At 42.0% G+C, this 25,440-nt stretch carries 21 protein-coding genes and 2 pseudogenes; 11 read left to right on the forward strand and 12 right to left on the reverse strand.

What is annotated here, in order from left to right; genetic code table 11:
- Nucleotides 1–13: 13 nt before the first annotated feature.
- The 4 genes and pseudogenes from HEQ19_01390 (at nucleotide 14) to tnpA (ending at nucleotide 2,164) form a co-directional block, all read left to right on the forward strand.
- Nucleotides 14–505, forward strand: coding sequence for a YajQ family cyclic di-GMP-binding protein (locus tag HEQ19_01390; protein WYL98379.1), 492 nt, complete (start codon nucleotides 14–16; stop codon nucleotides 503–505).
- A gap of 239 nt (nucleotides 506–744) precedes the next feature.
- Nucleotides 745–1,116 carry a transposase family protein gene (locus HEQ19_30595; protein WZI67085.1) on the forward strand — a complete coding sequence of 124 codons (372 nt, stop codon included), beginning with the start codon at nucleotides 745–747 and terminating at the stop codon, nucleotides 1,114–1,116.
- A gap of 9 nt (nucleotides 1,117–1,125) precedes the next feature.
- Nucleotides 1,126–1,950 (forward strand): ISL3 family transposase, encoded by an 825-nt coding sequence (locus HEQ19_01395; GenBank protein ID WZI67086.1) that lies wholly within the window; start codon nucleotides 1,126–1,128, stop codon nucleotides 1,948–1,950.
- Nucleotides 1,951–1,963: 13 nt separating this feature from the next.
- Nucleotides 1,964–2,164, forward strand: a pseudogene (gene tnpA, locus HEQ19_01400) (IS200/IS605 family transposase).
- 116 nt (nucleotides 2,165–2,280) lie between these two features.
- Here the strand turns inward: tnpA and HEQ19_01405 are convergent.
- Nucleotides 2,281–2,745 (reverse strand): hypothetical protein, encoded by a 465-nt coding sequence (locus HEQ19_01405; protein WYL98380.1) that lies wholly within the window; start codon nucleotides 2,743–2,745, stop codon nucleotides 2,281–2,283.
- Nucleotides 2,746–3,483: 738 nt separating this feature from the next.
- Between HEQ19_01405 and HEQ19_01410 the strand changes: the two genes are divergently transcribed.
- Entirely contained in the window at nucleotides 3,484–4,203 is a 720-nt protein-coding gene (locus HEQ19_01410; GenBank protein ID WYL98381.1) for a tetratricopeptide repeat protein, read from the forward strand.
- 299 nt (nucleotides 4,204–4,502) lie between these two features.
- On the opposite strand, the gene HEQ19_01415 is transcribed toward HEQ19_01410, so the two are convergent.
- Both HEQ19_01415 and psaM read right to left on the reverse strand, forming a co-directional pair.
- Nucleotides 4,503–4,913, reverse strand: coding sequence for a hypothetical protein (locus HEQ19_01415; GenBank protein ID WYL98382.1), 411 nt, complete (start codon nucleotides 4,911–4,913; stop codon nucleotides 4,503–4,505).
- Between the two features lie 254 nt (nucleotides 4,914–5,167).
- Nucleotides 5,168–5,293 carry a photosystem I reaction center subunit XII gene (psaM, locus tag HEQ19_01420; GenBank protein WYL98383.1) on the reverse strand — a complete coding sequence of 42 codons (126 nt, stop codon included), beginning with the start codon at nucleotides 5,291–5,293 and terminating at the stop codon, nucleotides 5,168–5,170.
- A gap of 339 nt (nucleotides 5,294–5,632) precedes the next feature.
- Here psaM and HEQ19_01425 point away from each other — a divergent pair, with 339 nt between their 5' ends.
- On the forward strand, nucleotides 5,633–6,925 hold the full coding sequence (locus tag HEQ19_01425) for an FGGY-family carbohydrate kinase (protein ID WYL98384.1): 1,293 nt from the start codon (nucleotides 5,633–5,635) through the stop codon (nucleotides 6,923–6,925).
- Between the two features lie 379 nt (nucleotides 6,926–7,304).
- On the opposite strand, the gene HEQ19_01430 is transcribed toward HEQ19_01425, so the two are convergent.
- The 4 genes from HEQ19_01430 to HEQ19_01445 form a co-directional block, all read right to left on the reverse strand.
- On the reverse strand, nucleotides 7,305–8,273 hold the full coding sequence (locus HEQ19_01430; protein WYL98385.1) for a BadF/BadG/BcrA/BcrD ATPase family protein: 969 nt from the start codon (nucleotides 8,271–8,273) through the stop codon (nucleotides 7,305–7,307).
- Between the two features lie 79 nt (nucleotides 8,274–8,352).
- Nucleotides 8,353–9,618: an MFS transporter gene (locus HEQ19_01435; protein ID WYL98386.1), complete on the reverse strand. Its 1,266-nt coding sequence runs from the start codon at nucleotides 9,616–9,618 to the stop codon at nucleotides 8,353–8,355.
- Nucleotides 9,619–9,822: 204 nt separating this feature from the next.
- Entirely contained in the window at nucleotides 9,823–10,818 is a 996-nt protein-coding gene (locus HEQ19_01440) for a formylglycine-generating enzyme family protein (GenBank protein ID WYL98387.1), read from the reverse strand.
- Between the two features lie 223 nt (nucleotides 10,819–11,041).
- A complete protein-coding gene (locus tag HEQ19_01445) occupies nucleotides 11,042–11,512 on the reverse strand; it encodes a hypothetical protein (GenBank protein ID WYL98388.1) in 471 nt (156 codons plus the stop codon).
- Nucleotides 11,513–11,863: 351 nt separating this feature from the next.
- On the opposite strand from HEQ19_01445, the pseudogene HEQ19_01450 reads away from it, so the two are divergent.
- The 3 genes and pseudogenes from HEQ19_01450 (at nucleotide 11,864) to HEQ19_01460 (ending at nucleotide 15,963) form a co-directional block, all read left to right on the forward strand.
- A pseudogene (locus HEQ19_01450) lies at nucleotides 11,864–12,238 on the forward strand (transposase).
- 69 nt (nucleotides 12,239–12,307) lie between these two features.
- Nucleotides 12,308–15,334: a valine--tRNA ligase gene (locus tag HEQ19_01455; protein ID WYL98389.1), complete on the forward strand. Its 3,027-nt coding sequence runs from the start codon at nucleotides 12,308–12,310 to the stop codon at nucleotides 15,332–15,334.
- Nucleotides 15,335–15,531: 197 nt separating this feature from the next.
- Entirely contained in the window at nucleotides 15,532–15,963 is a 432-nt protein-coding gene (locus HEQ19_01460; GenBank protein ID WYL98390.1) for a hypothetical protein, read from the forward strand.
- A 164-nt stretch (nucleotides 15,964–16,127) separates the two neighbouring features.
- Here the strand turns inward: HEQ19_01460 and HEQ19_01465 are convergent, their stop codons facing one another.
- Entirely contained in the window at nucleotides 16,128–17,126 is a 999-nt protein-coding gene (locus HEQ19_01465; protein ID WYL98391.1) for a serine/threonine-protein kinase, read from the reverse strand.
- An 881-nt stretch (nucleotides 17,127–18,007) separates the two neighbouring features.
- Between HEQ19_01465 and HEQ19_01470 the strand changes: the two genes are divergently transcribed.
- Nucleotides 18,008–18,886, forward strand: coding sequence for a hypothetical protein (locus tag HEQ19_01470; GenBank protein ID WYL98392.1), 879 nt, complete (start codon nucleotides 18,008–18,010; stop codon nucleotides 18,884–18,886).
- A gap of 666 nt (nucleotides 18,887–19,552) precedes the next feature.
- Here HEQ19_01470 and HEQ19_01475 read toward each other — a convergent pair.
- Nucleotides 19,553–21,373, reverse strand: a complete 1,821-nt coding sequence (locus tag HEQ19_01475; protein WYM03193.1) for an aspartate kinase — start codon at nucleotides 21,371–21,373, stop codon at nucleotides 19,553–19,555.
- A gap of 326 nt (nucleotides 21,374–21,699) precedes the next feature.
- Between HEQ19_01475 and HEQ19_01480 the strand changes: the two genes are divergently transcribed.
- Nucleotides 21,700–22,437, forward strand: a complete 738-nt coding sequence (locus HEQ19_01480; protein WYL98393.1) for a TPM domain-containing protein — start codon at nucleotides 21,700–21,702, stop codon at nucleotides 22,435–22,437.
- Between the two features lie 453 nt (nucleotides 22,438–22,890).
- Here HEQ19_01480 and HEQ19_01485 read toward each other — a convergent pair whose 3' ends face one another.
- From HEQ19_01485 to HEQ19_01495, 3 genes are read right to left on the reverse strand one after another with little or no spacing between them, the layout of a single operon-like run.
- The gene (locus HEQ19_01485) at nucleotides 22,891–23,274 is read right to left on the reverse strand and encodes a DUF4346 domain-containing protein (GenBank protein WYL98394.1); all 384 of its coding nucleotides are present in this window, start codon (nucleotides 23,272–23,274) and stop codon (nucleotides 22,891–22,893) included.
- 13 nt (nucleotides 23,275–23,287) lie between these two features.
- Complete coding sequence (locus tag HEQ19_01490; GenBank protein WYL98395.1) at nucleotides 23,288–24,547, reverse strand: GNAT family N-acetyltransferase; 1,260 nt, start codon at nucleotides 24,545–24,547, stop codon at nucleotides 23,288–23,290.
- Between the two features lie 50 nt (nucleotides 24,548–24,597).
- Nucleotides 24,598–25,341, reverse strand: coding sequence for a RibD family protein (locus tag HEQ19_01495; protein WYL98396.1), 744 nt, complete (start codon nucleotides 25,339–25,341; stop codon nucleotides 24,598–24,600).
- Nucleotides 25,342–25,440: the final 99 nt, after the last annotated feature.

The raw sequence follows: 25,440 nt of genomic DNA on the forward strand, positions 1-25,440 counted from the left end.
TCCAACATTTTCTATGGCTTCTACTTTTTCTTTTGACATTGTTAGCGACTTTGATAGACAAGAATTGGTCAACGCTGTCGATCAAGTTGTCCGAGACGTTAAAAGTCGTTATGACCTCAAAGATACTGCAACTACTGTCGAATTAACTGAAGAAAGTATTAACGTTAACACCGACAGTGATTTTACTTTAGATGCTGTACATAATATCCTGCGTGAAAAAGCTGCCAAGCGTAACCTCTCCCAAAAAATCTTTGAATTTGGTAAAGTTGACTCAGCTAGTGGAAACCGGGTACGTCAAGAAATCACACTCAAAAAAGGCATTAGCCAAGACATCGCCAAACAAATTTCTAAATTGATTCGCGATGAATTCAAAAAGGTACAAGCCTCAATTCAAGGTGATGCAGTGCGGGTAACAGCCAAATCTAAAGATGACCTGCAAGTGGTCATCCAGCGCCTAAAGCAAGAAGATTTCCCTGTGGCTTTGCAATTTACCAATTATCGATAAACGATTATATTGCGCCTACAAATTACACTTTTTTACTGCACGTGGTCAAAAGTCAAAAGTCAAGAATTACTCTAGACTTTTTTTGCAGCACGTTCGTGTAAACAGACCACGTGGTAGGGGCGCAAGGCCTTGCGCCCCTACGAGTATCTGTGGTTAAAATCGGTTCTTGGGTACTTAGCGTGCTAAAATGTTAAGATATTTTTTAATAATGTTTAATAAAATAAATTATGAAACGAATAATGACTCAACTCCTAAATTTGCCTGAAGTATTAGTAGAATCAAGCCTACAAGAGGGTCAAGTCCTAATTCTATCAGTAGGTAAAAAAGCGAAAAGTGCATCGTGCCCACACTGTGGTCAAAACTCAAGACATTTACATCAAAATCAAAAATGTTTAGTGAAAGATTTACCGATGGGGGATTTTGAAGTAATACTGAATGTCAATAGACGAAGATTCAAGTGTAAAAAATGCCGAAAAACATTTAATGAAAAGCTAGATTTTCTAGGAGCAAGAAAGAGGTATACATACCGATATGCGGAATATATTATCAAACAAGTGATTAATAGTAATGTAAGTAATGTGGCAAGAAATAATGGACTAACTAATGAATAAGTCATATCAATGCTTGAAGATGTAGCTAAAAATGTGATGCCAATAGATGTCAAAGATTTAAGAAGATTAGGAATAGATGAAATTAGTTTGGTCAAAGGACAAGGAAAATTTATTGTCGTGCTAGTAGATATAGATTCAGGTAAATTGATAGGTTTAGTAAAAGAAAGAAAACAAATTGAAATCAAAAAAACCATGAGAATGTGGGGAGAAAAAGTTTTGTCACAAATAGAAGAAGTAAGTATTGATATGACAGGCAATTATAAATCTTTAATTGAGAAGATTTGTCCAAACGCCCTTGTAACGGTAGATAGGTTCCATGTTACTAAATTAGTACATGAAGAATTAAATCGAGCTAGGATAGCAGAAAATAAAATAGCATCTGAGTTAAATGCCCCGGAAAGAAAAAAAGTATTTGAAAGTTTAAAAGGAAATAAATTTACAATTCTAAAAGCCGAGAATAAGCTCACCGAAAAGCAAAAAGATAAATTAAATAGAATTAAACAAGCTTCTCCTTTAATAGCTAGAATGCATTCATTAAAAGAAGATTTTCACAATTTATTTGAAGACAATAAAAATGTGGTAACGGGAACGCTAGAATTAATCAATTGGTTAAAAAAAGCTGAACCATATTATCAAAGAAGTGTGCAGACAATTAAACGGTGGTTTGGAGAAATAGTCGGATATTTTGAACGAAGGACTACCAGTGGAGTAGTAGAAGGAATAAATAATAAACTGAAGTTAATAAAGCGAAGTGGATTTGGATTTAGAAACTTTCGTAATTTTGAGATTAGAGCTTTACTTTCTTGGCATTATCCTATCAATTTAGCACGCTAAGTACGCAAGAGCCATTGAATATCCACCCAAGCTGTCTGTATCTCAAATCGTTAACGCGCTAAAAGGGGTTTCTAGTCGTCGTTATGGACAAGCTGGATATAAAAAACCCCATAAAGAAGCTCTATGGAGTCCCAGCTATTTTGCTATTTCTGTGGGTGGAGCGCCGCTAGAAGTGCTTAAACAATATATTAGAAATCAAGAAAAGCCGTCCTAGAAGGACGGGGCTTGAATCCCATTTTTTCGGTCAAAGGTCAAGGGTCACGGGTCACAGGTCACGGGGTGATGGAGAGACAAGGCGACAAATGACCAATGACAAATGACAAATGACAACTAAAGAACTTTGTGAGTGTGGGAGTGCTGTTTAACGTTGTCGTCTTTGGTGACAACTCTAGCAGCATTTAGCACCCGCTTGCGCTCTATGGAATAGTTAAATTCTGTGAAGGTTGTACCTACAGGAATGAGGGATTGTGAAATTTCACGACGTTTGTAGGTGCGAGCTGCTGCCAATGTCCTTAACATAAATTCATCTCCTAGCTGTGCTGATGGTGGAAAATCAGCCGTCAAGGATGGTTGATCGCTGTCTAGCACTGATCCCAAGGTTGTCGCATAAGCCAGCTTATAGGAGGTAGGAATGCCTTTTACCAGTGCTTCCAACGCTGCAGAGGGAATTGGTTCTATCACTTCGATTTGATGAACTTCTCCATCTTCCTTGACAAAACAGCTTGCCAGTCCGATGACAATGTAATCGTCTGCAGTTAAATCGGGGGCATGAGGATAAGAAATTGCAGTTGTCATAAACCAATTTTCTCAAAATAAAACTTAACAGTCAAAATCAACTACTGGAGGCTGGAGGGTGTAAAATCCAGACCAAGTAGCCGTACGCGAAATTCAAATTTCACAATTTTGCCCTCGTAGGCGTAGCCTTCCCGTAGGGTAAGAAGTGAATGGTCAAAATTCAAAAAGCTGATCCAGTAAGCTTTTCACTGATTTTGGAGTCGCGTAACAGGTTTACGCAGGGTATGTAGGTGTATTTTTGTCATGCTGTACTGGGGTGAGACTCGATGACTAGTCGATGTTGCTGTTGCATTCCACCAGTCACCGTGTCCCTGTCTCCTCTTGTGAATCTTTAACGAACGGCTTGTTGGCATTTTAGCAACTTGTCGCTCCCACTACTTGAGTAGTCTCGAAGATTGATATTTACTTTTTCAGGAATTCAACTTGGGGATGAAGTATCCATTATCAGGTTGGAGCATCAATTGTTTTAGGACTTATGGATGAGTAACGAGAAATCTTGGGGTTGGCCATGGGGGCGCATAGGGCTGAAAAATTAACCAAGGCCCTAGGACCGATCTCCATCAATACCCTCGTCGCGTAAGTCCCGTGTGTGTGTGAGGTGAAGACTTCCACTGGTAGCGCTGGGTTCTGGCAATCCAGTGATCATAGACACCTAAATAACTGCCACATTGGCAAATCCAGCAGCGGGTGTCAAATTATAATTTGATTTCAAAAAGCAAGCACATCCGGCAGAAGAATATGAATAACAACTCATTTTTAGCTTTCGGCAATCAGCAAAACAACTTAGATAATTTAGTCAATAAAAGTACATTAAATAATATATTGCACGGTGTAAAAAAACGCGGTGAATCACCGTTAAAAGACACTAACTTACGCTCTTGTGCATTGAAGTCAGCGCAAGAAGGAGATTACACCGAGGCGATCGCCTTGTTAAGCCAACTGATTCAACGTCATCCCGAAAATGCCGTTGATTACAACAACCGGGGGCTGATTTATTTTCAAAGTGGTGAAACGCAAAAAGCTTTTTGCGACTACAATACAGCACTAGAAATTAATCCCAATTTAGCCAGCGCTTATAATAACCGAGCCAATTACTACGCGGCTTGTGGGGAATTAAGGATGGCGATCGCTGATTACGATCAGGCGATTGATTTGCATCCTAGTCATGTGCGGGCACGGATTAACCGAGGCATTACTTTGCGTGATTTGACCGAATACGAGGAGGCTATTGAGAATTTTGACGTAGCACTGCTTTTTGGTCAACTAGAAGGTCATATTTTAGCCCAGAGAGGCAGAACATATCACTTGTGCGGTGATTGGAACTGTGCGATCGCTGATTATCGCCGCGCCATCACTAAACTTTCCGACAGCAGCAGGGATGTTCCAGGTTGCCGATTGCGTTTACAAGTGGAAAATTGGTTAAATGAACTGCTATCTCCCCAGCATACTGATTGGTAGATTATCCTAGTCTAGCCTACAGCGAGCCGCTCTGTATCTAAGGCTTCTGCTTCGCTGTCTGATCACGCTTGTGGTAAATGCCGAATGGGAATTCAAAATTCAAAATGATTTTTGATTTTTTTTGAATGCTTTTGTAGCAGTATAGTGCCCCTGAACCGCTAATGGCTAATAGATGATAACTAAACAGATCTTCAATAATTAGCTATTAACTATTAGCTGTTAGCTAATGTATCTAACAAAGGTTGTTGATGCACTGCGACAACGCAAAAAACTTCTATAATTCCAGATATACTGCTTTTTTAGGGTGATGACTCTGCTTGTTCAACGTCTCTCCCCTCCTGATTCATCAGCACCACCGGACGCTGGCTAGGGTCAAATCGGTATCCTTGTTGTTGTCTAATACTTTTAGCTTGGTGCGGATCAAAATTCCGGCTAAATTCCGCCTGCAAAGTATTGACACGTCCTTCCATCTGCTTGACTTCAGTACGCACTTCTCGCAGTTTTTCTTGCTGTAACCAGTGATAAGGTAAAAGTTGCACCAGAGCAGAAACTGCAGTGCCACAGATCACCAGATTAACCACAATCTTAGCTGAAGTTTCCAGCGCCATCACCTGGTAAGACCGTTGGCGAAGATGTCGCTTGGGTCGAGACACAACCCGGGGTTTTTGTATAGGTTGTTGCGGGGGACTGGTCGGTTGAATCGCGTGCATGATGGTAAAAATAACCTCACTGATTAAAGAGGAACACCGCAAACAGCCCACTTGCATTGATTACGGCTTGATTTAGCTGCCATATTACTTCATTTTTTTGAAAATGCTACACGTGTGTTTATAGCCAAAAAATAAACCTGGCACACGTACGTAGATATTTTCAAACAGTTGATGCTCTAAAGCCCCAAGCGTCTAGAAAATGCCACCCGTAATGCCAGGATTATAAATCCGATTCAGTCTTTCACACTATGGTCTTATTTGTAAAGCTCTGTAGCTAACCGCCAAGCTAAAAGTCCTGGAATTAGTGCTACAACCAGAGCGATGTACACTTGAGTATCGGACAAAGAAACAGCTAGGTAGAGAGTATTTAATAAAGGCATGGTTGGAAGCCTCCTAAACCCAATAGATTTTGAACAGTTCGTTTACTACTTTTCCTTGTTTTGCCAAAATTGGAAATATATAGACACAATTCGTTAAAATCGGTATTGTAGTAGTGGTTATGCTAGATACAAATAAAATCTAGTCGAGAATTACTAGATATACCGGAAACAATCACAGACCAACACTTAGGAGCTTTAACCCGATGTAAGTCTGTGCCTAGACTAACATGGTTTACCTTGATAATTGTCTACTAAAAGACGCAAAAATTCAATATTTCAAAGCTGATTCAACAAAGCATTCTTTAATCGTTGTTATTCGTGAGAAAAATCTAAAAATCTATGGAATTGTTTCTGGGGATCGACTTCGGTACGTCTGGCGCACGGGCTATAGTAATTGATGATGAGGCTGCCATCGTAGCCGAGGTGAGGTATCCTTGGGAAAACGCTGCTGTGTGCGACTCAGTAACCGAGTGGCAAACGGCTTTATTTACGCTGCTTTTATACATTCCAGAGGAATTGCGAGAAGAAATTAGGGCGATCGCCATTAATGGCACTTCTTCTACAGTATTACTCAGCGATGCTGCTGGCAACCCTGTAGATACAGCCTTACTTTATAACGATGGACGCGGATATCTGATGCTAGAGCAGTTGCAGGACATAGTACCAGAAAATCATACAGTATTAAGTGCTACTTCCAGTCTGTCCAAACTTCTGTGGATGTCGCAACAACCATCTTTTAGCAAGGCTGAATATTTCTTACATCAAGCCGATTGGTTGGCATTTCTCCTGCATGGGTATTTAGGTATTAGCGACTACCACAACGCTTTAAAGCTAGGTTATGACGTAGAACAGTTAAAATACCCAGAATGGTTGAACAAGCTACAAATTCCCATTCAGCTACCCAAAATTTTACCACCTGGCAGTCCCATTGCCGAATTACGCCCGGAAATTGCGGCTAAATTCGGATTACGTCATGATTGTTTAGTATGTACTGGTACAACTGATAGTATTGCGGCTTTTCTGGCCAGTGGTGCAAAATTACCAGGTGAAGCGGTGACTTCCCTCGGTTCAACATTGGTACTAAAACTGTTGAGTCGTACCCGCATAGAAGATGCACGTTACGGGATTTACAGCCATCGTCTGGGGGATTTGTGGCTAACTGGCGGCGCTTCTAACACTGGGGGTGCGGTGCTAAAGCAATTTTTCACGAACGCCGAGTTAGAAAGCCTCAGCGGGGAGATTGATGGTGCAAAAGCCAGCCCCTTGGATTATTATCCCTTGTTGAAAGCAGGCGATCGCTTTCCAATTAACGATCCCAATTTACTCCCAAGATTGGAACCACGCCCACATAATTCCGTACAATTTCTACATGGTTTGTTAGAAAGCATTGCCCGCATCGAAGCCCAAGGATATGAATTATTACAGCAGCAAGGGGCCGACCGATTGACCCACGTTTATACCGCTGGGGGTGGCGCAGCCAATGACACCTGGACTGTGATTCGTCAGCGGTATTTAAAAGTGCCTGTAAGCGCTTCAATGAATACAGAAGCCGCCTATGGAACAGCCTTATTGGCGATGGGGGGAATAAGGCGAGGCGATGAAGGGATCGGAAGATGGGCAGAAATTACGTAACCCCTGTAAAGTCGGTTTACAAATATCTTTTAAATCAGTATCTCTCCGGGTGACGATAGACATTTCTCCGCTGATACTTGGGTTATTAGATACCTGACTATAGGGTTCTAGGTTAATCATCTGGGCAGCTATTTGGGGGTAGATGCTTCGCATTTCGCGAATGTCATCTATCCCTTTTACCAATATTTATTGCCGATTAAATTACAATCATATTATATGATTGTAATGTATTTTTTCGTGCGATTTTACTCTTACAGCTATTTTCAGGTAAATAGACCACATTTGCCGTAGGGGCACAGCACTGCTGTGCCCTGAGAGTGTGGTTCAACTACGTGAAAACTGCTGTAACTACTATCTGTATACTCTGTCCCTGGGGCGATTAGTTAAAAATTATTTTCCTCTCCCCCGCTAAACTCTTCAACGCCAACAAACCCGCACCATAAGCAGGTTCAAACCTCGGAAAAATAACTTTAACATGAGAATAATTCATCCCCAGAGATACTGAAAATCTCTCCTGCATCTTACATCTACTTCGCCACAGACTTCCGGTGGTAACAACTTCCAAAACAGATTCAGAACTAAAAATAGCCTCAATAACTGTAGCAGTCGCTTTCACCAACTCTTGCACAGCATCATCAATAATTTGATTCGCTACTTCATCACCTGATACTGCAGCTAAATCCACAATTTGTGCCAAAGCAGCTATCTCTTTAACACCCCATCCGCGCCGATAGATGACTTCAATTAAATCTTCTATACTCGCCAAACCAAGATGCTGTTGAAAACCATCTATCAAACTCGTTGACATTTCACGCCCATCATAAAATTTTAACGCTGCTTGCATACCAGCAACAGCAATTTTATAAGCGCTACCTTCATCACCTAAAATATATCCCCAGCCACCAACTCGCTTAATTTCTCCCTGATGATTGCGCCCCAAAACTATCGAACCGGTGCCTGCTGCAGCTACAATGCCTACAGAATGACCAATTCCGCCTACTAAAGCAATCAACGCATCGTTACAAATTACCATATTAGATGGTTGTAATTGCCAGACAATAGGTATATATTTGTTATTTTGTAAATCTTTTACTAAATTTTTTACTACTTCGATATCTGCTGCACGACCAACGCCAGCTAAACCCAAACATATCGCTTGAATTTCCCAATGATTTGTATTGACAGCAGCATGAATTGCCGATTGAATTGATTGTAGTGCTGCAGCAATACCGATAGTCTGATAATTAGATGCACCTGCTTCACCACGACTTAATATTTGACGGTTTTCATCCATCAAGACACAAACCGTCTTACTACCGCCGCCATCGATACCTAATACATAACTCATAAACAATTAATGTAGCACCAAAAGAAAGATGGTTTATTTTAATAAATTTTGATGCCTTATATTTTAAATTAGAACTACCTTAACTGGTTGTGCGAGTTGTTTGTGCTTGCAAAGGAATAAAAAACAGAGAAATCATCCCCGGAATAGTGAAAAAACAAACCAAAATAAAGAATACTGGGTAGCCAAAAGCTTTTTGCAGATAACCACTAATCAAACCTGGTAGCATCATACCTAAAGCCATGATGCCTGTCGATATAGCAAAATGCGAAGTCTTATATTCTCCTTCACAAATATACATCAAATAAACACTAAACGCTGTGAAACCAAAACCATAGCCAAATTGTTCTAAAGAAACCAAAGGATACACTAATGCCAGACTAGGTTTAGTATAAGCGAGATAAACATAAAATAAATCAGGTAAATTTAATGCTAAAGCCATAGGAAAAATGCATTTTTTTAACCCATACTTAGCAATCACCAAGCCGCCTAAAATGCCGCCACAAATCAGGGAAATTACCCCAAAAGTTCCGTAAACTAACCCGACATCCGATGTTGATAAACCCAAGCCGCCTACTTCTGGTTTATCCAATAAAAATAAAGAAGCTATCTTCACAAGCATCGCCTCGCCAAATCTGTAGAGCAAAATAAAAGCTAAAATCCCTAATATTTTCTCCTGAGCAAAATATGAGCTAATAATTTCCCAAAAAGGAATCTTTATTTTTTCAGCTTCTGACTGTCGTTGGGTATCTGATTCAGGGATGGGTAAAATTAGGCGATGAAAAATAAAAATTATGGCTAAAATTAAAGATGATAAACTAATAGCTAGAGTCCAGCTTAAAGGAATATTATTCAGAGATACTTCAAGCTGACCTGCTAAAACCACTAAAATTCCTGAGCAAAAAATTACAGCAAGTCGATAAAATAGTGAGCGAATACCGACAAAAAATGCTTGTTGTTCTGGACTTAAAGCCAACAAATAGAAGCCATCCGTGGCAATATCATAAGTAGCGGAAATAAATGCTCCAATTGTCAAAGCAGCGAGGGAGATAAAAAAGAAATTTGGTAGATGTAACGAAAAAGCTATTAAACCTAAACAACAGAACATGGCAAATTGGGTGTAGAGTATCCATCTTCTTTTAGTGGAATAAACATCTACAATTGGTCCCCAAAACATTTTAATCACCCAAGGTAGATAGAGAAAACTTGTCCATAGGGCAATTTGGGCATTATCTACGCCGAGTTTTTTGTAAAAAATCACAGAAACTGTGTTGATAATGACGTAGGGCACACCTGAGGCAAAGTAGAGGGTGGGAATGTATGTCCAGGGTGAGGGGGGGGTTTTCATTTTTTCAAGTTGATGAAAAGAGCGAGGGGGTTAGGGCGTGTTTTCAAACTATTTGTTTAACCGGATAAATTTTTAGATACCCCTAAATCCACACGATATGATACCAGCTGTAGGGGCACGGCATTGCCGTGCCCCTACGCGAAATACACATGTGTCAGCGTTTTAGTGGTATTGTATAAGACTTTGAAATCGCGGGACTAGCGGTCAGTGCGATTTCACCAAGCGAAAACCAATATGTGTCGTTCCTGTATCTGGTGATTGAGACTCCCTAGCTGCAGGACGATAGCGACTACAATAGTTAGGGGCACACAGATAAGACCCACCTTTAATTACGTGTTTAGCAACTCCTGGCTCTCTAGGGTCAAAGCTTTCTTTTTTAGACGGACCTGTAGGCTCTAAACTGTGAGCTTTATGGTCGTGACCAGGACGATACCAGTCTGAAGTCCATTCCCAAACATTACCAGTAATATCATATAAGCCATAACCATTGGATTGAAAAGACCCTACAGGTGCTGTGCCAATGTAACCATCCGCTTTGGTATTGAAAACAGGAAATAATCCTTGCCAAGTATTAGCCTTCTTTTCTGAGTATTGCTCACCCCAACTGTAGGTAGCATCATTGAGTCCACCACGAGCAGCATATTCCCATTGGGCTTCTGTTGGGAGTGACATATTTGCCCATTGAGCATAGGCTTCAACATCTTCATAGGAAACTTGGACGACGGGATAATTTTCTTTGCCATTGATATTGCTCCCAGTCCCAAAAGGATGTCGCCAGTCTGCCCCAGGAGTCCACTTCCACCAGCTTAAGTAGCGGATTTTTTTTGCTTCTGGTTCTGACATTTGAAAGACTAATGAACCTGGTTTCCTCACATCGTCTGATAAATCGGGAAACTGCTCTTTGGATAGAGGACGCTCTGCTACTGTAATGTAGCCGGTCTCTTTGACGAACTGAGCAAATTTGGCGTTAGTAACTTCATATTTATCCATACAAAAACTATTAACGGTAATATCTGGGGCAGAATGCTCTGAAGCATAGTGAGCATCTGAACCCATGTTAAAAGTTCCACCAGCAATAAACACCATCCCCTCTGGACAGCTATTCTTTGTAGGAGATGCCTTTACTTCTGTGGAAGAACCTAAAAAGAGGCATATTGTCAGCAAACTGAGAATCAATGATTTTAACCAAAAAGTTTTCATAACAGTTTTTATGTTTAAACAATACAAGCTCTCAACTTAATTGGTTGTAAGGTGGAGATTTTCCACCCTACTGACTACTGATGGTAGTATTTTAGCTGAATACTAAAATCTATTTTAGGACTAATATTTGATTTGGGAAATATACGTAGGTAGGGCTATGCCTTATACATCAACGTTTTTGTGGGCAATGCCCACCCTACAGGTACTGAGATTTTTTCAAAAATCAAATATGATTACTTTTGCAAATTGGAGTTGGTCTTTGTGGGTTTGATTCAAAAATGGTTTTGAAATCGTTTTTCATACTAACCACCTTCCAATTGTCATGCTTGTTAGCTTCTACTAGAGATTCATTATCATATACTAGCTCTTCTGGCTTTCGTAGCCTTTTAGGTTTTATGTGCGTGCCTTCGGTATCATTATATTGATATTCCCGTTGACAATCATCGTGATTAATCAGCACGATTAAGGATTTGTCCACCCCAACATTGGTGTATTGAAACATTTGTAAATCACCACTAGAGTTACCAACTGCGATGATTGGTCTTTTCCCAATATGAAGTTCAATCCCTACTGGTTTACCCTGTTTATCGTTATACTGAGCCAGCATTGCTTTACGAAATAGTTGTCCTCCATGCCCATTGTCCTTAAACTTTGTTTTGACAAGCGATGCCTGCCGCAGGCTAAGTATACGCACATTTACCAATTGCCATAAATATTAATACCAGGTTACATGGTTGGTTTTAGTAAGATCATTTGCAGCAGTAATGTATTACATTTTGTGTTATGAGACACTGCGTGTAGGTTGCTTCGACCTAGGAGTATGCGGTTTATAAAAACACATATTACTGTCTGTTGACTATGTGTATATACGTATATTTTGTATACACAAGGAATGAAAAACGTTTAAGCGGTTGACCGGTCAGTGGTCTAGTTGGCGAGCATATACCGATATAATAAAGTACCGTTAAACCAGATCTAAACGGTAATCCCAACCTACAATTTTCCTTAACACCACGCGGATTGTAGTATAATAGGCGGATGATATGCCTATGAAGACCTACGAGTGCGTAATTTACTCAAAAACCATTGTTTGGCTAAGTCAATTGCTGACGCTAGCTGGTATTTATTTCGGCAGTGGATTGAGTATTTTGCAGGTTTATTTGGAAGGCTAGTGTTCAGCGTGCAACCACATTACACCTCACAAAAATGTTCAAGTTGTGGTGTAATTATGAAAAAGTCTCTATCAACTCGCACCCATGTTTGTAGTTGTGGATGCAATTTGCATAGAGATGAAAACGCAGCAATTAATATTTTAAATCTTGCCAGACAAGCTAGGGATGGGCAATCCCGAAGTAACGCTGTAGGAGTCGGAATCACTGTGCTAGTTGGCGCAAGCCAGCAAGAGCAAATTCTGACGTAGATTACAGAATCCCCGTACCTAATGGTCGGGGAGTGTCAATAGAGTCCTTCCAAACTTAGTTTTCCCAGCATGACCGCAACTATTCCGAATCTCCCCAGTCTCTACGAACCTTTTTCCACAGAAGCCAAATGGCAAAAATTCTGGGAAGAAAACCAAATTTACAAAGCCGATCCCAACCACACAGGTGAACCCTATTGCATTGTCATCCCACCCCCCAATGTGACCGGTAGTTTACACATGGGTCACGCCTTTGAAAGCGCGTTAATTGATGCTCTCGTGCGTTACCACCGGATGCAGGGACGTAATACCCTGTGGTTGCCGGGAACTGACCATGCTAGTATTGCTGTGCAAGCGATTTTGGAAAAGCAACTCAAAGCTGAGGGTAAAACGCGCTACGATTTAGGGCGTGACCAGTTCCTAGAACGCGCTTGGCAATGGAAGGCGGAGTCTGGTGGGACAATTGTGAATCAGTTACGCCGCTTGGGTGTGTCGGTAGACTGGTCGCGGGAACGCTTCACCCTGGATGAGGGTTTATCGCAAGCTGTGATTGAAGCATTTATTCGCCTGTATCAGGAAGGCTTAATTTATCGCGGTGAATATTTAGTTAACTGGTGTCCGGCTTCTATGTCAGCGGTGTCTGATGTGGAAGTGGAAAATCAAGAGGTAAATGGGAATCTTTGGCATTTCCGCTATCCCCTCACTGATGGTTCTGGTTATGTGGAGGTGGCGACGACTCGACCAGAAACGATGTTGGGTGATACTGCGGTGGCGGTTAATCCTCATGATGAAAGATATCAGCACCTCGTTGGTAAGACTCTGACTCTACCTATTCAACAGCGAGAAATTCCTATTATTGGTGATGAGTTGGTTGACCCGGCTTTTGGTACGGGTTGTGTGAAGGTGACTCCCGCCCATGACCCCAATGATTTTGAAATGGGTAAGCGTCACAATTTGCCGTTTATTAATATTATGAATAAGGACGGCACCCTAAACGCTAATGCTGGGGATTTTCAAGGACAAGACCGCTTTGTGGCGAGAAAGAATGTGGTTGCTCGCTTGGAAGCTGAGGGCTTTTTGGTGAAGGTGGAGGATTATAAGCATACCGTTCCCTACAGCGATCGCGGTAAGGTTCCTGTTGAACCTCTGCTCTCAACTCAGTGGTTTGTCAATATTCGCCCCCTAGCTGACAAAGGTCTGGAATTCCTCGATAAGCATTCTTCTCCGGAGTTTGTCCCTGTGCGCTGGACAAAGGTCTATCGTGATTGGTTGGTGAATTTGCGCGATTGGTGTATCTCTCGTCAGTTGTGGTGGGGACACCAAATTCCGGCTTGGTACGCGGTTAGTGAAACTGATGGTAAAATTACTGACTCGACGCCGTTTGTGGTCGCAAAGAATGAAGCGGAAGCTTGGAAAAAAGCAATAACACAATTTGGCGAACATGTCAAGATAGAGCAAGACCCAGATGTGTTGGATACCTGGTTTTCTTCGGGGCTGTGGCCATTTTCGACTTTAGGCTGGCCGGAACAAACCCCAGATTTAGCGACTTATTACCCCACTACTACTTTGGTAACAGGTTTTGATATCATCTTTTTCTGGGTTGCCAGAATGACGATGATGGCGGGTCATTTGACCGGGACTATGCCATTCAAAACGGTTTATATTCATGGCTTGGTGCGGGATGAAAATAATAAAAAGATGTCGAAGTCGGCGAATAATGGTATTGACCCGCTGTTGCTGATTGCTAAATATGGCACTGATGCGCTGCGCTACACCCTGGTGAAGGAAGTGGCTGGGGCTGGTCAAGATATCCGCTTGGAATATGATCGCAAAAAGGATGAATCATCATCGGTGGAGGCTTCCCGCAATTTTGCGAATAAGTTGTGGAATGCTGCCCGATTTGTGATGATGAATTTGGATGGACAAACCCCGCAACAATTAGGTCAACCACTCAGCACTGAACTGAGCGATCGCTGGATTATTTCCCGCTATCATCAAGTTGTTAAACAAACGACTTATTCCATCAACAATTACGGTTTAGGGGAAGCAGCAAAGGGACTTTACGAATTTATTTGGGGTGATTTTTGCGACCAGTATATTGAATTAGTCAAATCTCGTCTGCAGCAAGACGCTGATGCAGCATCGCGGCGGGTCGCTCAACAAACCCTCGCCTACGTGCTGGAAGGGATTTTAAAATTACTTCATCCCTTTATGCCTCACATTACTGAGGAAATTTGGCAAACTCTCACCCAACAACCAACAGATTCCCCCCAAACTATATCTTTACAACTCTATCCCCAGGTAGATGACAAACTGATTGATTTGGAATTAGAAGCACAGTTTGAATTATTAATTGGCACTATCCGCACAATTCGGAATCTCCGCGCTGAAGCGGAGATTAAGCCAGGGGTGAAGGTGACGGTGAATTTGCAAAGTGAAAGCGAACAGGAACGCCAAATTTTGAACGCAGGACAAGCATATATTAAAGATTTGGCTAAGGTTGAAACTTTAAGCATTGCGGGTTTAAGCATTGTGGGTGAGCCAGAAAACAGCCAAACGGCTGCACCTCAAAAATCACTCCAAGGCTGGCAGATAATAGGCTTGATTATTCTGGCAATTGTCTTGATTCGCTTGGCTTACAATGTGGCGTATACGATTAATGACATTACCTTCTTGGGGAATTTCTTTAAAATCGTTGGTTTTGGTTACACAACTTGGTTTTTGTCCCGTAATTTATTGTTAGCTGAGGGTAGACAAAGGTTTTGGGGAAAGTGGTTCGCCCAAAAAACTGACAAGCATCTACCACAACCAGAAGCACAGGAACCTCAAGCAGCCGAAAATGCGATCGCTGGTGTTGTTGGTACTGTCCAAGTAGTCATTCCCCTCACAGGTGTGGTGGATATCGACGCAGTACGGGCCAAGCTAGAGAAAAGCCTCACCAAAGCCGAAGCCGAGGTTAACTCTCTCAGCGGAAGGTTAAGTAATCCTAATTTTGTGGATAAAGCTAGACCTGATGTGGTAGATGCAGCACGAGATGCTTTAGCAGAAGCCCAGAAACAAGTGGAAATTTTGCGCTTACGCCTTCAGGATCTGCCGTAGACTGGGGACACAACGACCGCTCAGTGCATCGCTGGGGACACAACGACCGCTCAGTGCATCGCTGGGGAGTGGGGATCATCCATCACCCCAATCCCCTATCCCCAATTCCCAATTCCCAATCCCTATAAAGATATTAAAAATAAAAAATTTTTGTGAATTTTTAATTGAAAATTTTTAATTGGAGCAAAGCGAGACTCATGAGATATCTGGCTCAAGTGCATAAAAACGAATTTTTAGAGCAGTACCAGTTGCGCTTGTTGGCACGTCAAGAAGCTGATAACCTGTGGGCAATTATTCCAGAAGAGGCGTTTATTCTCTTGGGAAAAGGAAAAACGATGAGCGAAAAATTGCTTGTGTTAGTTGAGCTTTCACCCACAGGTGATATCAAAAAATTAGAAGATGCTACTAACTGGGTACTACATTTAGTCCAAGGCTACCTCAGTACTGGTATGACACCGGAATTATTGCAACAGGAAGTAGAGCGAGCGGAACATTGGCGACAATCTTTGACGTTACAAAACCAAGACTTGGCGCGTCGTTCCCTAGAACTGGAAGCCCGTCGTGAACAAATTCAATCTTTAGAAGAAAGTATGAAAAAGGAAAAACATGGTAACAACAAAGATGAGTGAATCAATTTTGGATTTTAGCCACCTGGGGATGGAGTTTTAGGGCATGGTTCATTAGGTATGGGGGAGCCACTGCTCGACTAGGGTTCCCCCGCTTGTTGCAAGTGGCGTCATGGCAAAGATTCACCAATGCCCTATGCAGTATTGATAATGAAGCATCTCGTAGCTTATTTGGCGCTATCGGGATTAATTTGAATTACTTTATTAAAATCATTTCCTTGTTTGTATAACTGTGGAGGATTATTGACAGAATTATGTGCTAAAAAAAACCACGTTGCTACGCTAACTGCAATACAACTAACTATACTTGTCAAAACTATCCTGATTTTTTTCTGATTCCGACTTTGCGGCTCATATTCATGATTCTTTAATTTTTTCAGATCGTTTAATACTTCCCTCGCAGACTGGTAGCGTTTCCGGTAATCAAAGCGGATCATTTTGTCGAGAATTTTTGCTAATTCTGTGTTAACTTGGGGAATTTGATATCGCCAGAGAATTTCACCAGTAAGTACATTTTTATGACTTGGTAATATAGCTATTTCGTTGGGTGTTAAACCTATGAGTGCAGCTATCGCCAGTATACCTAGAGCATATATATCACTATTGTATTGGGATTTTCCATGCAATTGTTCTACTGGTATATATTCAAGATTACCAACAATAGTAGTGACAATTTCTTTAACGGTACCAAAGTCAATTAAAACTAACTTTTTGTCTGACTCTCGGCGAATCATATTTGCAGGTTTAATGTCCTGATGAATCACCTCACGGCTATGGACAAATACTAATACTTCTAATATCTCTGATAAGAGATTAATTACTTCGTCTTCACTCAACGGTATTCCTTGTAAAATTTCCTCAGTTAACGGATTACCGGGAATGAATTCTTGGACTAGGTAGAATTCTTCATTTTCTTCAAAATAAGCAACAAGCTTCTGGATTTGGTCGTGTTCCTGACCTAATAGTTCTAAAATTTTGACCTCATCCGCAAACAAGCACCGCAGAATTTTTAAAGCTTGGGGATTGTTACTAGCAGGATGGAGCTGCTTTAATACAAATTTGCTGTTGGGAAGGCTAGCATCTTCGACTAGGTAAGTTTGCGCTACTTCTCCCACATTCAGAACTGTCAGTATTCGGTAACGAGCATCCAAAAGTTGATTATTCATGAAAATAAATATAGCTTTATACTCTCTTGTTTGATTATAGCTTGCGTATTCTTACCGATTTTTAATGTTGCTGCTTAGATAAAAATCAGTAAAAAGTCAAGTTACCTGTGATATATCTTTAATCAAAAATTAGTCTTGACTATACCTAAAATTTTATATAGTAATCTAGTTAATTTTTGGAAAAGTATCAGTATTTTTAGCTGCGTAGCTCGGTGCAAATAAACCGTACTGGTGAACGCGAGTGCTTCTGGGACAGAAAAGCATCGTTATTTGTCCTTTGTTATTCTTAATTGCTAAGGGTTTCACGCTTTTTTCGTTTTTTAACACAGTTCGCTTTATTCCTGTCTACTGACTTAGCTACATGGCTGATACATGCAGGTTTTGCCTGATATTGCTTAGTCTATATGTATTTTAGAAATCAAATAGTAGTCCTATAGTTACTTTTTGTATCTATGAAAAATATTTATATATAACCTACGCACTCTAGAAATAGGACATTATGTATATACGGCAATTATGTCATCTCAGGCTTTTGCCAACTACCTTTGGATAGAGAGCCTGCGAGCGCTAATCATGGAGAACTCAAACTTTATTCCGCGACTTGTTACCTAAAAATCGACATTGTGTATCTGAACATTTTTGTCAAGGAGTAAATAATACTATAATTAAATATGGTGATCTACGACCAGGTTTGACTAAGTTGAAAACCCCTAAATAGAAAGAGATGGCGCTGTTTACCTTCTCCAAATCCCCTTTTTATTTCTGGTGTAGAAAAGTGAAATCCTCTTTTCCTATTTCTTCAGTGTTCCCACTCATGACGAGCGATGCTAAACAGTGTACAAACGTATTAATTCGAATCACAAATCATCCTCTATAAAACATTGAAAATCTACGGATTTGGACGAAACGAAGACCAGGCAGCTAATGCAAAGCGTCAATTACTCAAGGCTCTATATTGTCGTGATATAGCTGCTATTAATACCCTAATTAGGCGTTGGCAAAAAATTATCGGGTTACAAAAATTAACAGATTTGATTTGTAACCAGGTATTGGTCGAATGCGATTCTGACAGCCACAGTTGGTTTATGCAAATTTTTCTAGGGAAATCTGAATATGAACAAATGCAGCAATTAGCCCAACATAACGTTTTTCAAACATTAGTAAATCAAGGTTTGGAACCTGGTAGAGATTTCAGCATTGGGTATGGTGGCGACATCATGATCAATGATTTGGCTAAGGAAACCTTACACCGGCGACTGCCAGAGGAGCGCCAGGTATTTTTTCAGGTACAATTAGAAAGTATCCCAGTCTCAAATCAAGTCACCGCTATTGAACGGATGTTGGGGTGTCCATTCTTTACAAATTTGACTGAGATTGCATCTCAACAGATCAAGCTGCTGAGTAATTCTCAAGCAGCTGCTTATTTGGGAGTGCTGCTAGCTGGGTTAGTCACCCGTCATCCAAGTCTTCAAGATGCTAACTTTCCTACAATATTCATTTTCAGCAGTCTCCAAGGGCTTCCACAACAACGAGCAATAGCCATCCTCAACGATCAGGAAAAAAACCCCGAATTCGATGAACGAATCATCTTCCAGCATTTACTAGCAGCACTCGGCGACAGCAAATATGAATCTATCACTGACGAAGATGGCGGTATCAGTCTCGAACAACTGAAAAAACTTGATTTAGTTTGGTGCGGAGAACGGCCGATTTCGCAAATAATAGCTATGATGGAAAAATGGCAACTTAGAAATGGTTGATGGTTGTCATTGGTCATTTGTCATTGGTCATTTGTCATTTGTCATTGGTCATTGGTCATTTGTCATTGGTCATTTGTCAGTCGTAACTACTTTTAACAGTTGACGGTTTTCGCCTTGTCGCGTTGTTCTGGAGATTGCTTTTTTCCCTAGTACAGTAAGGTAAGGTGCAAATAAACCATCCTTGACACTCTCAGGTCTAAAGACACTGAGATTCTACAGACAGAGTAAAACTCTCGCTACGACCGTCAAACGCCGTCTACCTAGTCACTCTAAGTCAAGCTTAGGTTTCTAGCTACTTTTATTTTTTCCAATGCTTTGGTGAATCCATCACTAAGCCAAGACGCGGTACGCTCCGCAACAAGCCTTTATTTGCTCTTTCCTGTCATACTGCGCCAGGACTTAAACCTAACCGTTGTTTCATAGGAGCCGGGATTTCTCCGATACTAGGATGCTTCAACACGTAGATGTTTTTTGTTCTTACTCACGCTCTAATTTTAACACAAATACCACTGCGACTAAAGTCGCTCGTGCCGCTTCCCTCTCAGCACTGAAGTGTCTGAGTTTCCCGCATCCCGCGAGGTTCTATGAGAAACGTGACCAAGCCTGAAAAAAAGTAATTACGTTAGCGTAGCGGGGCGTAGCCCATTACGCGCAGCGGTACTAGTCCTACGCTGGAACTACAAATTTTTCAGTACCAGCAAGCCCAAAGGCGGCGTGAATGACTTGCAAAGCTTTCACACCTTGCTCTTGTGCCACAACACAGCTAATTTTAATTTCAGAAGTGGCGATCATTTGAATATTGATTTGGTTTTCGGCTAGGGCTGCAAACATTTTAGCGGCGACACCTGGCTGTTTTACCATACCTGCACCCACAATACTTACCTTGGCGATCGCACTGTCAAGCACTACTTCACCCCATCCTAATTCTGCTGCAGCTTGGGATAGCATTTCTTTGGTATTTTCACCATCCATCCGGGCGACGGTAAAAGCAATATCCCGCCGGGGAACTCCATCAACTACCCGACAGCGTTGAGATTGAATAATCATATCAACGCTGATGTTGTTTTGCGCTAATAATCCAAACAGCTTCGCCGCCATCCCTGAACGATCTGGGACTTGGCGAATGGCCAGACGCGCTTGATTCATATCCAAGGCCACGCCGCGCACAGGAGGGATTGGGGCGAGGGGAGAAACAGGGGATGGGGGGAAACTTGTTTCCTTGTCTGCTGCGATTTCAAAGGCGTTGCGGAGGGCGGTGATGGCGCGATCGCATTCTGTGGCGTTGACTACGCAGCTGACTTTGACTTCACTGGTGGAAATCATCTGGATATTGACGCCTGCTGCTGCTAAAGTGGCAAACATCTGAGCTGCAACCCCAGGACGCCCAATCATTCCCGCCCCCGCGATGCTGACTTTGGCGATATTTGGCTCTACCATCACCTCCGCTTCCTCTGCTTTGGGATGGGATGGATTTCGCAGTGCGGGGGCGATCGCTGCTGCAACTGCTTCTGCCCGCTTTAATATTGGTGTTGTTACGGTAAAAGCAATGTCGTTACTATTGCCTTCGTGTATTGACTGAATAATCAAATCCACGTCTACTTTTTGTCGGGCAATTTCGCCAAATAACCGTGCTGCTACCCCTGGCTTATCGGGTACACGCAATAAAGCTACCTTGGCTTGGTCTGTGTCAAATTCTACATTATCTACTGGACGGGCTATTTCTAGATTCACTAGCGATCGCCCTGGGATTTGCGCTGATGTTACCCATGTTCCTGGGTCTTCAGTCCAACTAGACCTAACTACTAGGGGTACTCCATAATTACGGGCAATTTCCACGGCTCGCGGATGAAGCACTTTTGCTCCCAAGCTTGCCAATTCTAACATTTCATCGCTGGTAATTTCATCCATCAGCTGTGCCTCTGGAACTAGGCGGGGGTCTGTAGTTAAAATCCCTGGCACATCCGTATAAATTTCACAAAAATTCGCCCGTAATGCCGCCGCCAGAGCCACTGCAGAAGTGTCGGAACCACCACGTCCCAAGGTAGTAATTTCTAATTCTTCGGTACTAGCTACGCCTTGAAACCCAGCTACTACAACTACTTGACCTCGGTTAAGATGACGCTCAATCCGACCTGTGGCAATATCTAAAATTCGAGCGCGGGTGTGTTCAGCTTCCGTAACAATTCCTACCTGAGCGCCAGTCATCGAAATTGCTGGCTGTCCTTGTTCCTGTAATGCCATAGTCAGCAAGGCAATAGTTACTTGTTCGCCAGTGGAAAGCAGCATATCCATTTCCCGCCGGTTAGGATTTCTCGATATTGCATTGGCTAGTTTGACTAGTCCATCGGTGGTTTTACCCATTGCCGAAACCACCACCACCACTGAATTTCCTGTTTTCACCGTCTTGCACACGCGCTGTGCAACAGCTTGAATACGTTCTACTGAACCGACCGAGGTGCCACCGTATTTTTGAACTATCAGCGCCATAACTTTATCTTTAATCAATTTTGCTTCCTGTTGGGTCAGGAAACTTTCTTGCATTCCCCATTCTTTAGTTTACATAAAATTGCGATCGCTCTCAAAACCTTTTTTTGATATTAATCAATGTGAAAATACGGTATAATCCTTTAATGGTTTGCAAAGTCCGCCCCACCTATTTGGGTTAATCCCCGAATGGGGCGGTGTTTCTTTGGGGAAATTTATTTGTTCGTAGTTGCGCTCCGCTAAAGCACGGGGTTTGAACCTATTTTTCTGATGATTTTGTCAGTGGTTCTGTAGTATTTTTGGTGAAAGTCTCTCTGCGAATTCATCTGATGAAACACCTCCTCCCGCAAGTATTTAACAGTACCAAGCATCTGATCAGGCTAATCCTGCCGTTGGTAATGATCATTTTAGCTTCTTCGCTGATTACCGCACCTGCATTAGCTACAGGTGTTTATCAAATACCTAACCTCGTACCAGGGGACAAAACCTGGGTTGTGGATCAAGCAGAAGTCATCAGCCGTTTCAATGAAGGAAAGATTAGTAGCGCCTTTGAGGATTTAGCCAAACAAACAGGAAGCGAAGTCAGAATTGTCACGGTTCGCCGACTCGACTACGGAGAAACACCAGAAAGTTTCACCAAAGCGTTGTTTGAAAAATGGTTTCCCACCAAAGAAGCACAAGCAAATCAGACCTTATTGGTGATTGACACAATTACCAATGGGTCTGCCATTATTACTGGGGATACAGTTAAATCTTTGCTGTCAGACTCTATCGCCCTGAGCGTAGCGTCTGAGACATTATTGCTCCCCTTGCGTGAAGGTAATAAATATAACCAAGCATTTCTAGATGCTAGCGATCGCCTAGTCACCGTTCTTGCTGGTAAACCTGATCCAGGTCCACCGCAAATCACTGAGAAAGTTCAGGTAGAAAGCACCTTTAAAAAAGCCGGAGAAACCGACAAAGGTAACGCCACTGCTTGGGTAGTAGGACTGATAATTGCTGCTACCGTTATCCCGATGGCAACTTACTACATCTACCAAATTAATCAACCATCAAGCAATGGGTAGTACACCCGTAGGGGCACAGCAGTGCCCCTACATCTGGCAGTGCAACATTTTACCGCATCTGAGTGGAAACTGCTATAGAACTATGCAGTTAACTCATAACTTCATATCTTGCACCTTTACGCATAAACCATGAATCGAGGAAAATAACGTTATATATCAATACAGTTCAGTTAAGGAAAATTGTCGTAGGGGCACGGCACGAATAAAATTGTCATTAGAAGAAAAGATTTTGGATGCCGTGCCCCTACACTGTATACCATTCGAGCCTAACTGAACTGTATTGCGTTATATATTTTACTTTGTATAAAGTTAGTTTTAAGTCCTCTTATAGAGGACTTAAGCTATGAGACAGGGACTTAGAGTCCCTGGCGGATTTGTTAGCACCGCGAAAATCTATAAATACTTAGTGATTTTTGTTGTGCATTATCTACCTAGTGCAAGATCTGATTAACTCTAATCTTGAATGTACTCTTGTCCTGTTACTAAAGCCATCTCGGCGCGGACAAACTCCCGACCTAAATAGGCTGCGTGATCTAACAGCGTCACTGGACAGGGTTGAGTTGCTTCAAAAATCTTTACACTAAGTTCCTTTGCTGTTCTCCCACTAAATACAGTTGTGTGAGTGCGTTCTACTTTTCCCTTTGCGGGAATCACTTTCCCTGTTTCTGGATCGACGGCTAAACCACGCTCGTCAATCACATTTGTGAAATGCTTGGCATAAATTAACCGCGCTTCGCGATCCAAGTAAATAATAAAATATCCACTAGGGTCAAGGTCAATATGACGCTCAGAAAGCTGGTTATCTATTGCCGCCAAATCTTCAACTATCAGATTCATGGTCATGCTTAAATCAAATACCTTCAGGGTTTTTACACTCTAATTCAAGTGTAATTCCTTCGTTGCTATCTTCTAGTACATTCTGGGATGTTTGGATTTTATTTTCTGTAAAAGGTAACTCAGTATTAATCGCCTCTATTTCCTGTTGTTCGAGTTGATTTACTTCACGAATATAAGGAAGTAAAATTTGTTCTAAACGCCGATTGTAAAAGCGGTGCAGACTGTGATTAGGGGTAGCGGGAAAACCGCGCCGTTTTTTGTGGCTTCCACCAGCGCCAGGGTCAAAAATTTGGATACCGTGAGCGATCGCCCACTCAATCGGTGCATAATAGCAAGCATTAAAATGCAAGCAATCTATCTCCTGAAAACTACCCCAATAGCGACCGTATAATCTATCGCCCTTAAACAGACAAAAGGACATTCCCAAGGGTTGGCGATCATCTTGCTCACTGTATGCGCCGACAAACAACACCCGATGGCGATAATTGCTGTGTAATTGCTCAAAAAAACCTTTGGTTAGATATTTGCTCCCCCACCAGCCGAATTTATCACAGGTATCAGCATAGAACTGGTACATCAAAGGGAAAAGGGACTGAGGAATTTCATCACCACTCAGCGATCGCAGTTGTAAACCAGCCTTTTGGACTGCTTTGCGTTCCCGTTTAATATTACGACGCTGATTGGCATTAAATACCGTCAAGTAATCATCAAAAGTCTTAAACCCTGCATTTTGCCAGATATAATTGTGGTGCAACCAAGTTGTAAACCCTTGTCGTTCCAGCACTGGGCGCCATTGGGGATCAACATAGAGAAAATGACACCCAGAAATCCGATTCTGAGAGCAGAAGGAGTCAATTTCATGCACCATCAAAGCGGTGATCTCATCTTCATCTTCCCCTGGTGCAATTAAAAATCGATAGCCTTCAGCCGGGGTAAATGGCGTCATCCCCAACAGTTTTGGGTAATATTCTACCCCAAGGCGCTCCGCTAAATTTGCCCACTGGTGATCGAACACAAATTCCCCAGCACTATGACCTTTAAGGTAGAGTGGGGCCGCAGCAATCAACGTTCTGTCTCGCCACAATGTCAGGTGATTTGGTAACCAACCAGTTTTAGCCGTAGCACTGTGGGAAATTTCCAGATTATTCAGCCACTCCCACTCTAAAAAAGGGGTTTTGAGTGGTATTGCTAAAGCATCCCATGCATTTTGTGGGACCTCAGCAATTTTGTTGATCCAAAGGATAGAATAGCGAGGCTGGGGTTTTTCTATCATCTTGTGGCTTTGAAGATACAAAAATTAGCAAAAACTTTATTTAGCGTATACTAATCTGCTAGTCGTTGCAGGCGATAGTGCAAAAAGACTTCCTGTTCAACTTGGTCAACTTCTAACAGTTCCAGTCTGTGAGCGAATTTGTCCAGAAATCCTTGACCTCCTACTGGCGTGGGCGCAGTTGCACCACCTAAAATCAATGGACAGATAGTTAGCCAGAATTCGTCAATTAAATCCAGTTCCAGCATCGAAGCGACTAATTCACCACCTCCCAAAACTCCTAAGCGTGTTATATGATGTAGGTTTACTAGGTGTTGTAAAGCAGCGGTAGTATCTACTTTGCCCCCAGGGGTTTCAAAAATCAAAATTTGTTCAAATCCTCCAGGAAAATCCAGTAATGGACAACTCCGCGATGTCGGTAGTGTCTTTAACCGTGCTTTCCAGGAAAGCGCCCCCGCTGTTGTCGTCAGCAACCAGCGTTTAACTGGCTGTTGGAAAAAATGAATTTCCGGATTAAGATTAGCAGATTGTGTAATGACTATATGAACTGGCTGGGCTGATTTGCCCTCCTGAGTTCGATGTTGTAGCAGTGTGGGATGTGATACGGTTAATGTGGTTCCGTAGGCTTCTAGAGTGCCAGTACCAAACATAACGGCATCACAGGCAGCAATTTGTTTTTCCAGGTGTGCTTTATCTACTTTTGAGCCAAACCGAGCAGGCGATCGCCTGAAATCTGCTATTTTGCCATCTGCACTCATTGCCAAAATCACTGTGGTATGAGGACGATGTTGCATCATTGAATTGGTGTAATAATTTGTCTATTCTCTCTGCCAGTACAGCACAGCGTCAATAAAACAACCAGACCAAATCTGACAAAAGCTGACAACATAGGCGTT

The sequence above is a fragment of the Gloeotrichia echinulata CP02 genome, from assembly GCA_038087035.1.
GTDB classification, from domain to species: domain Bacteria; phylum Cyanobacteriota; class Cyanobacteriia; order Cyanobacteriales; family Nostocaceae; genus Gloeotrichia; species Gloeotrichia echinulata.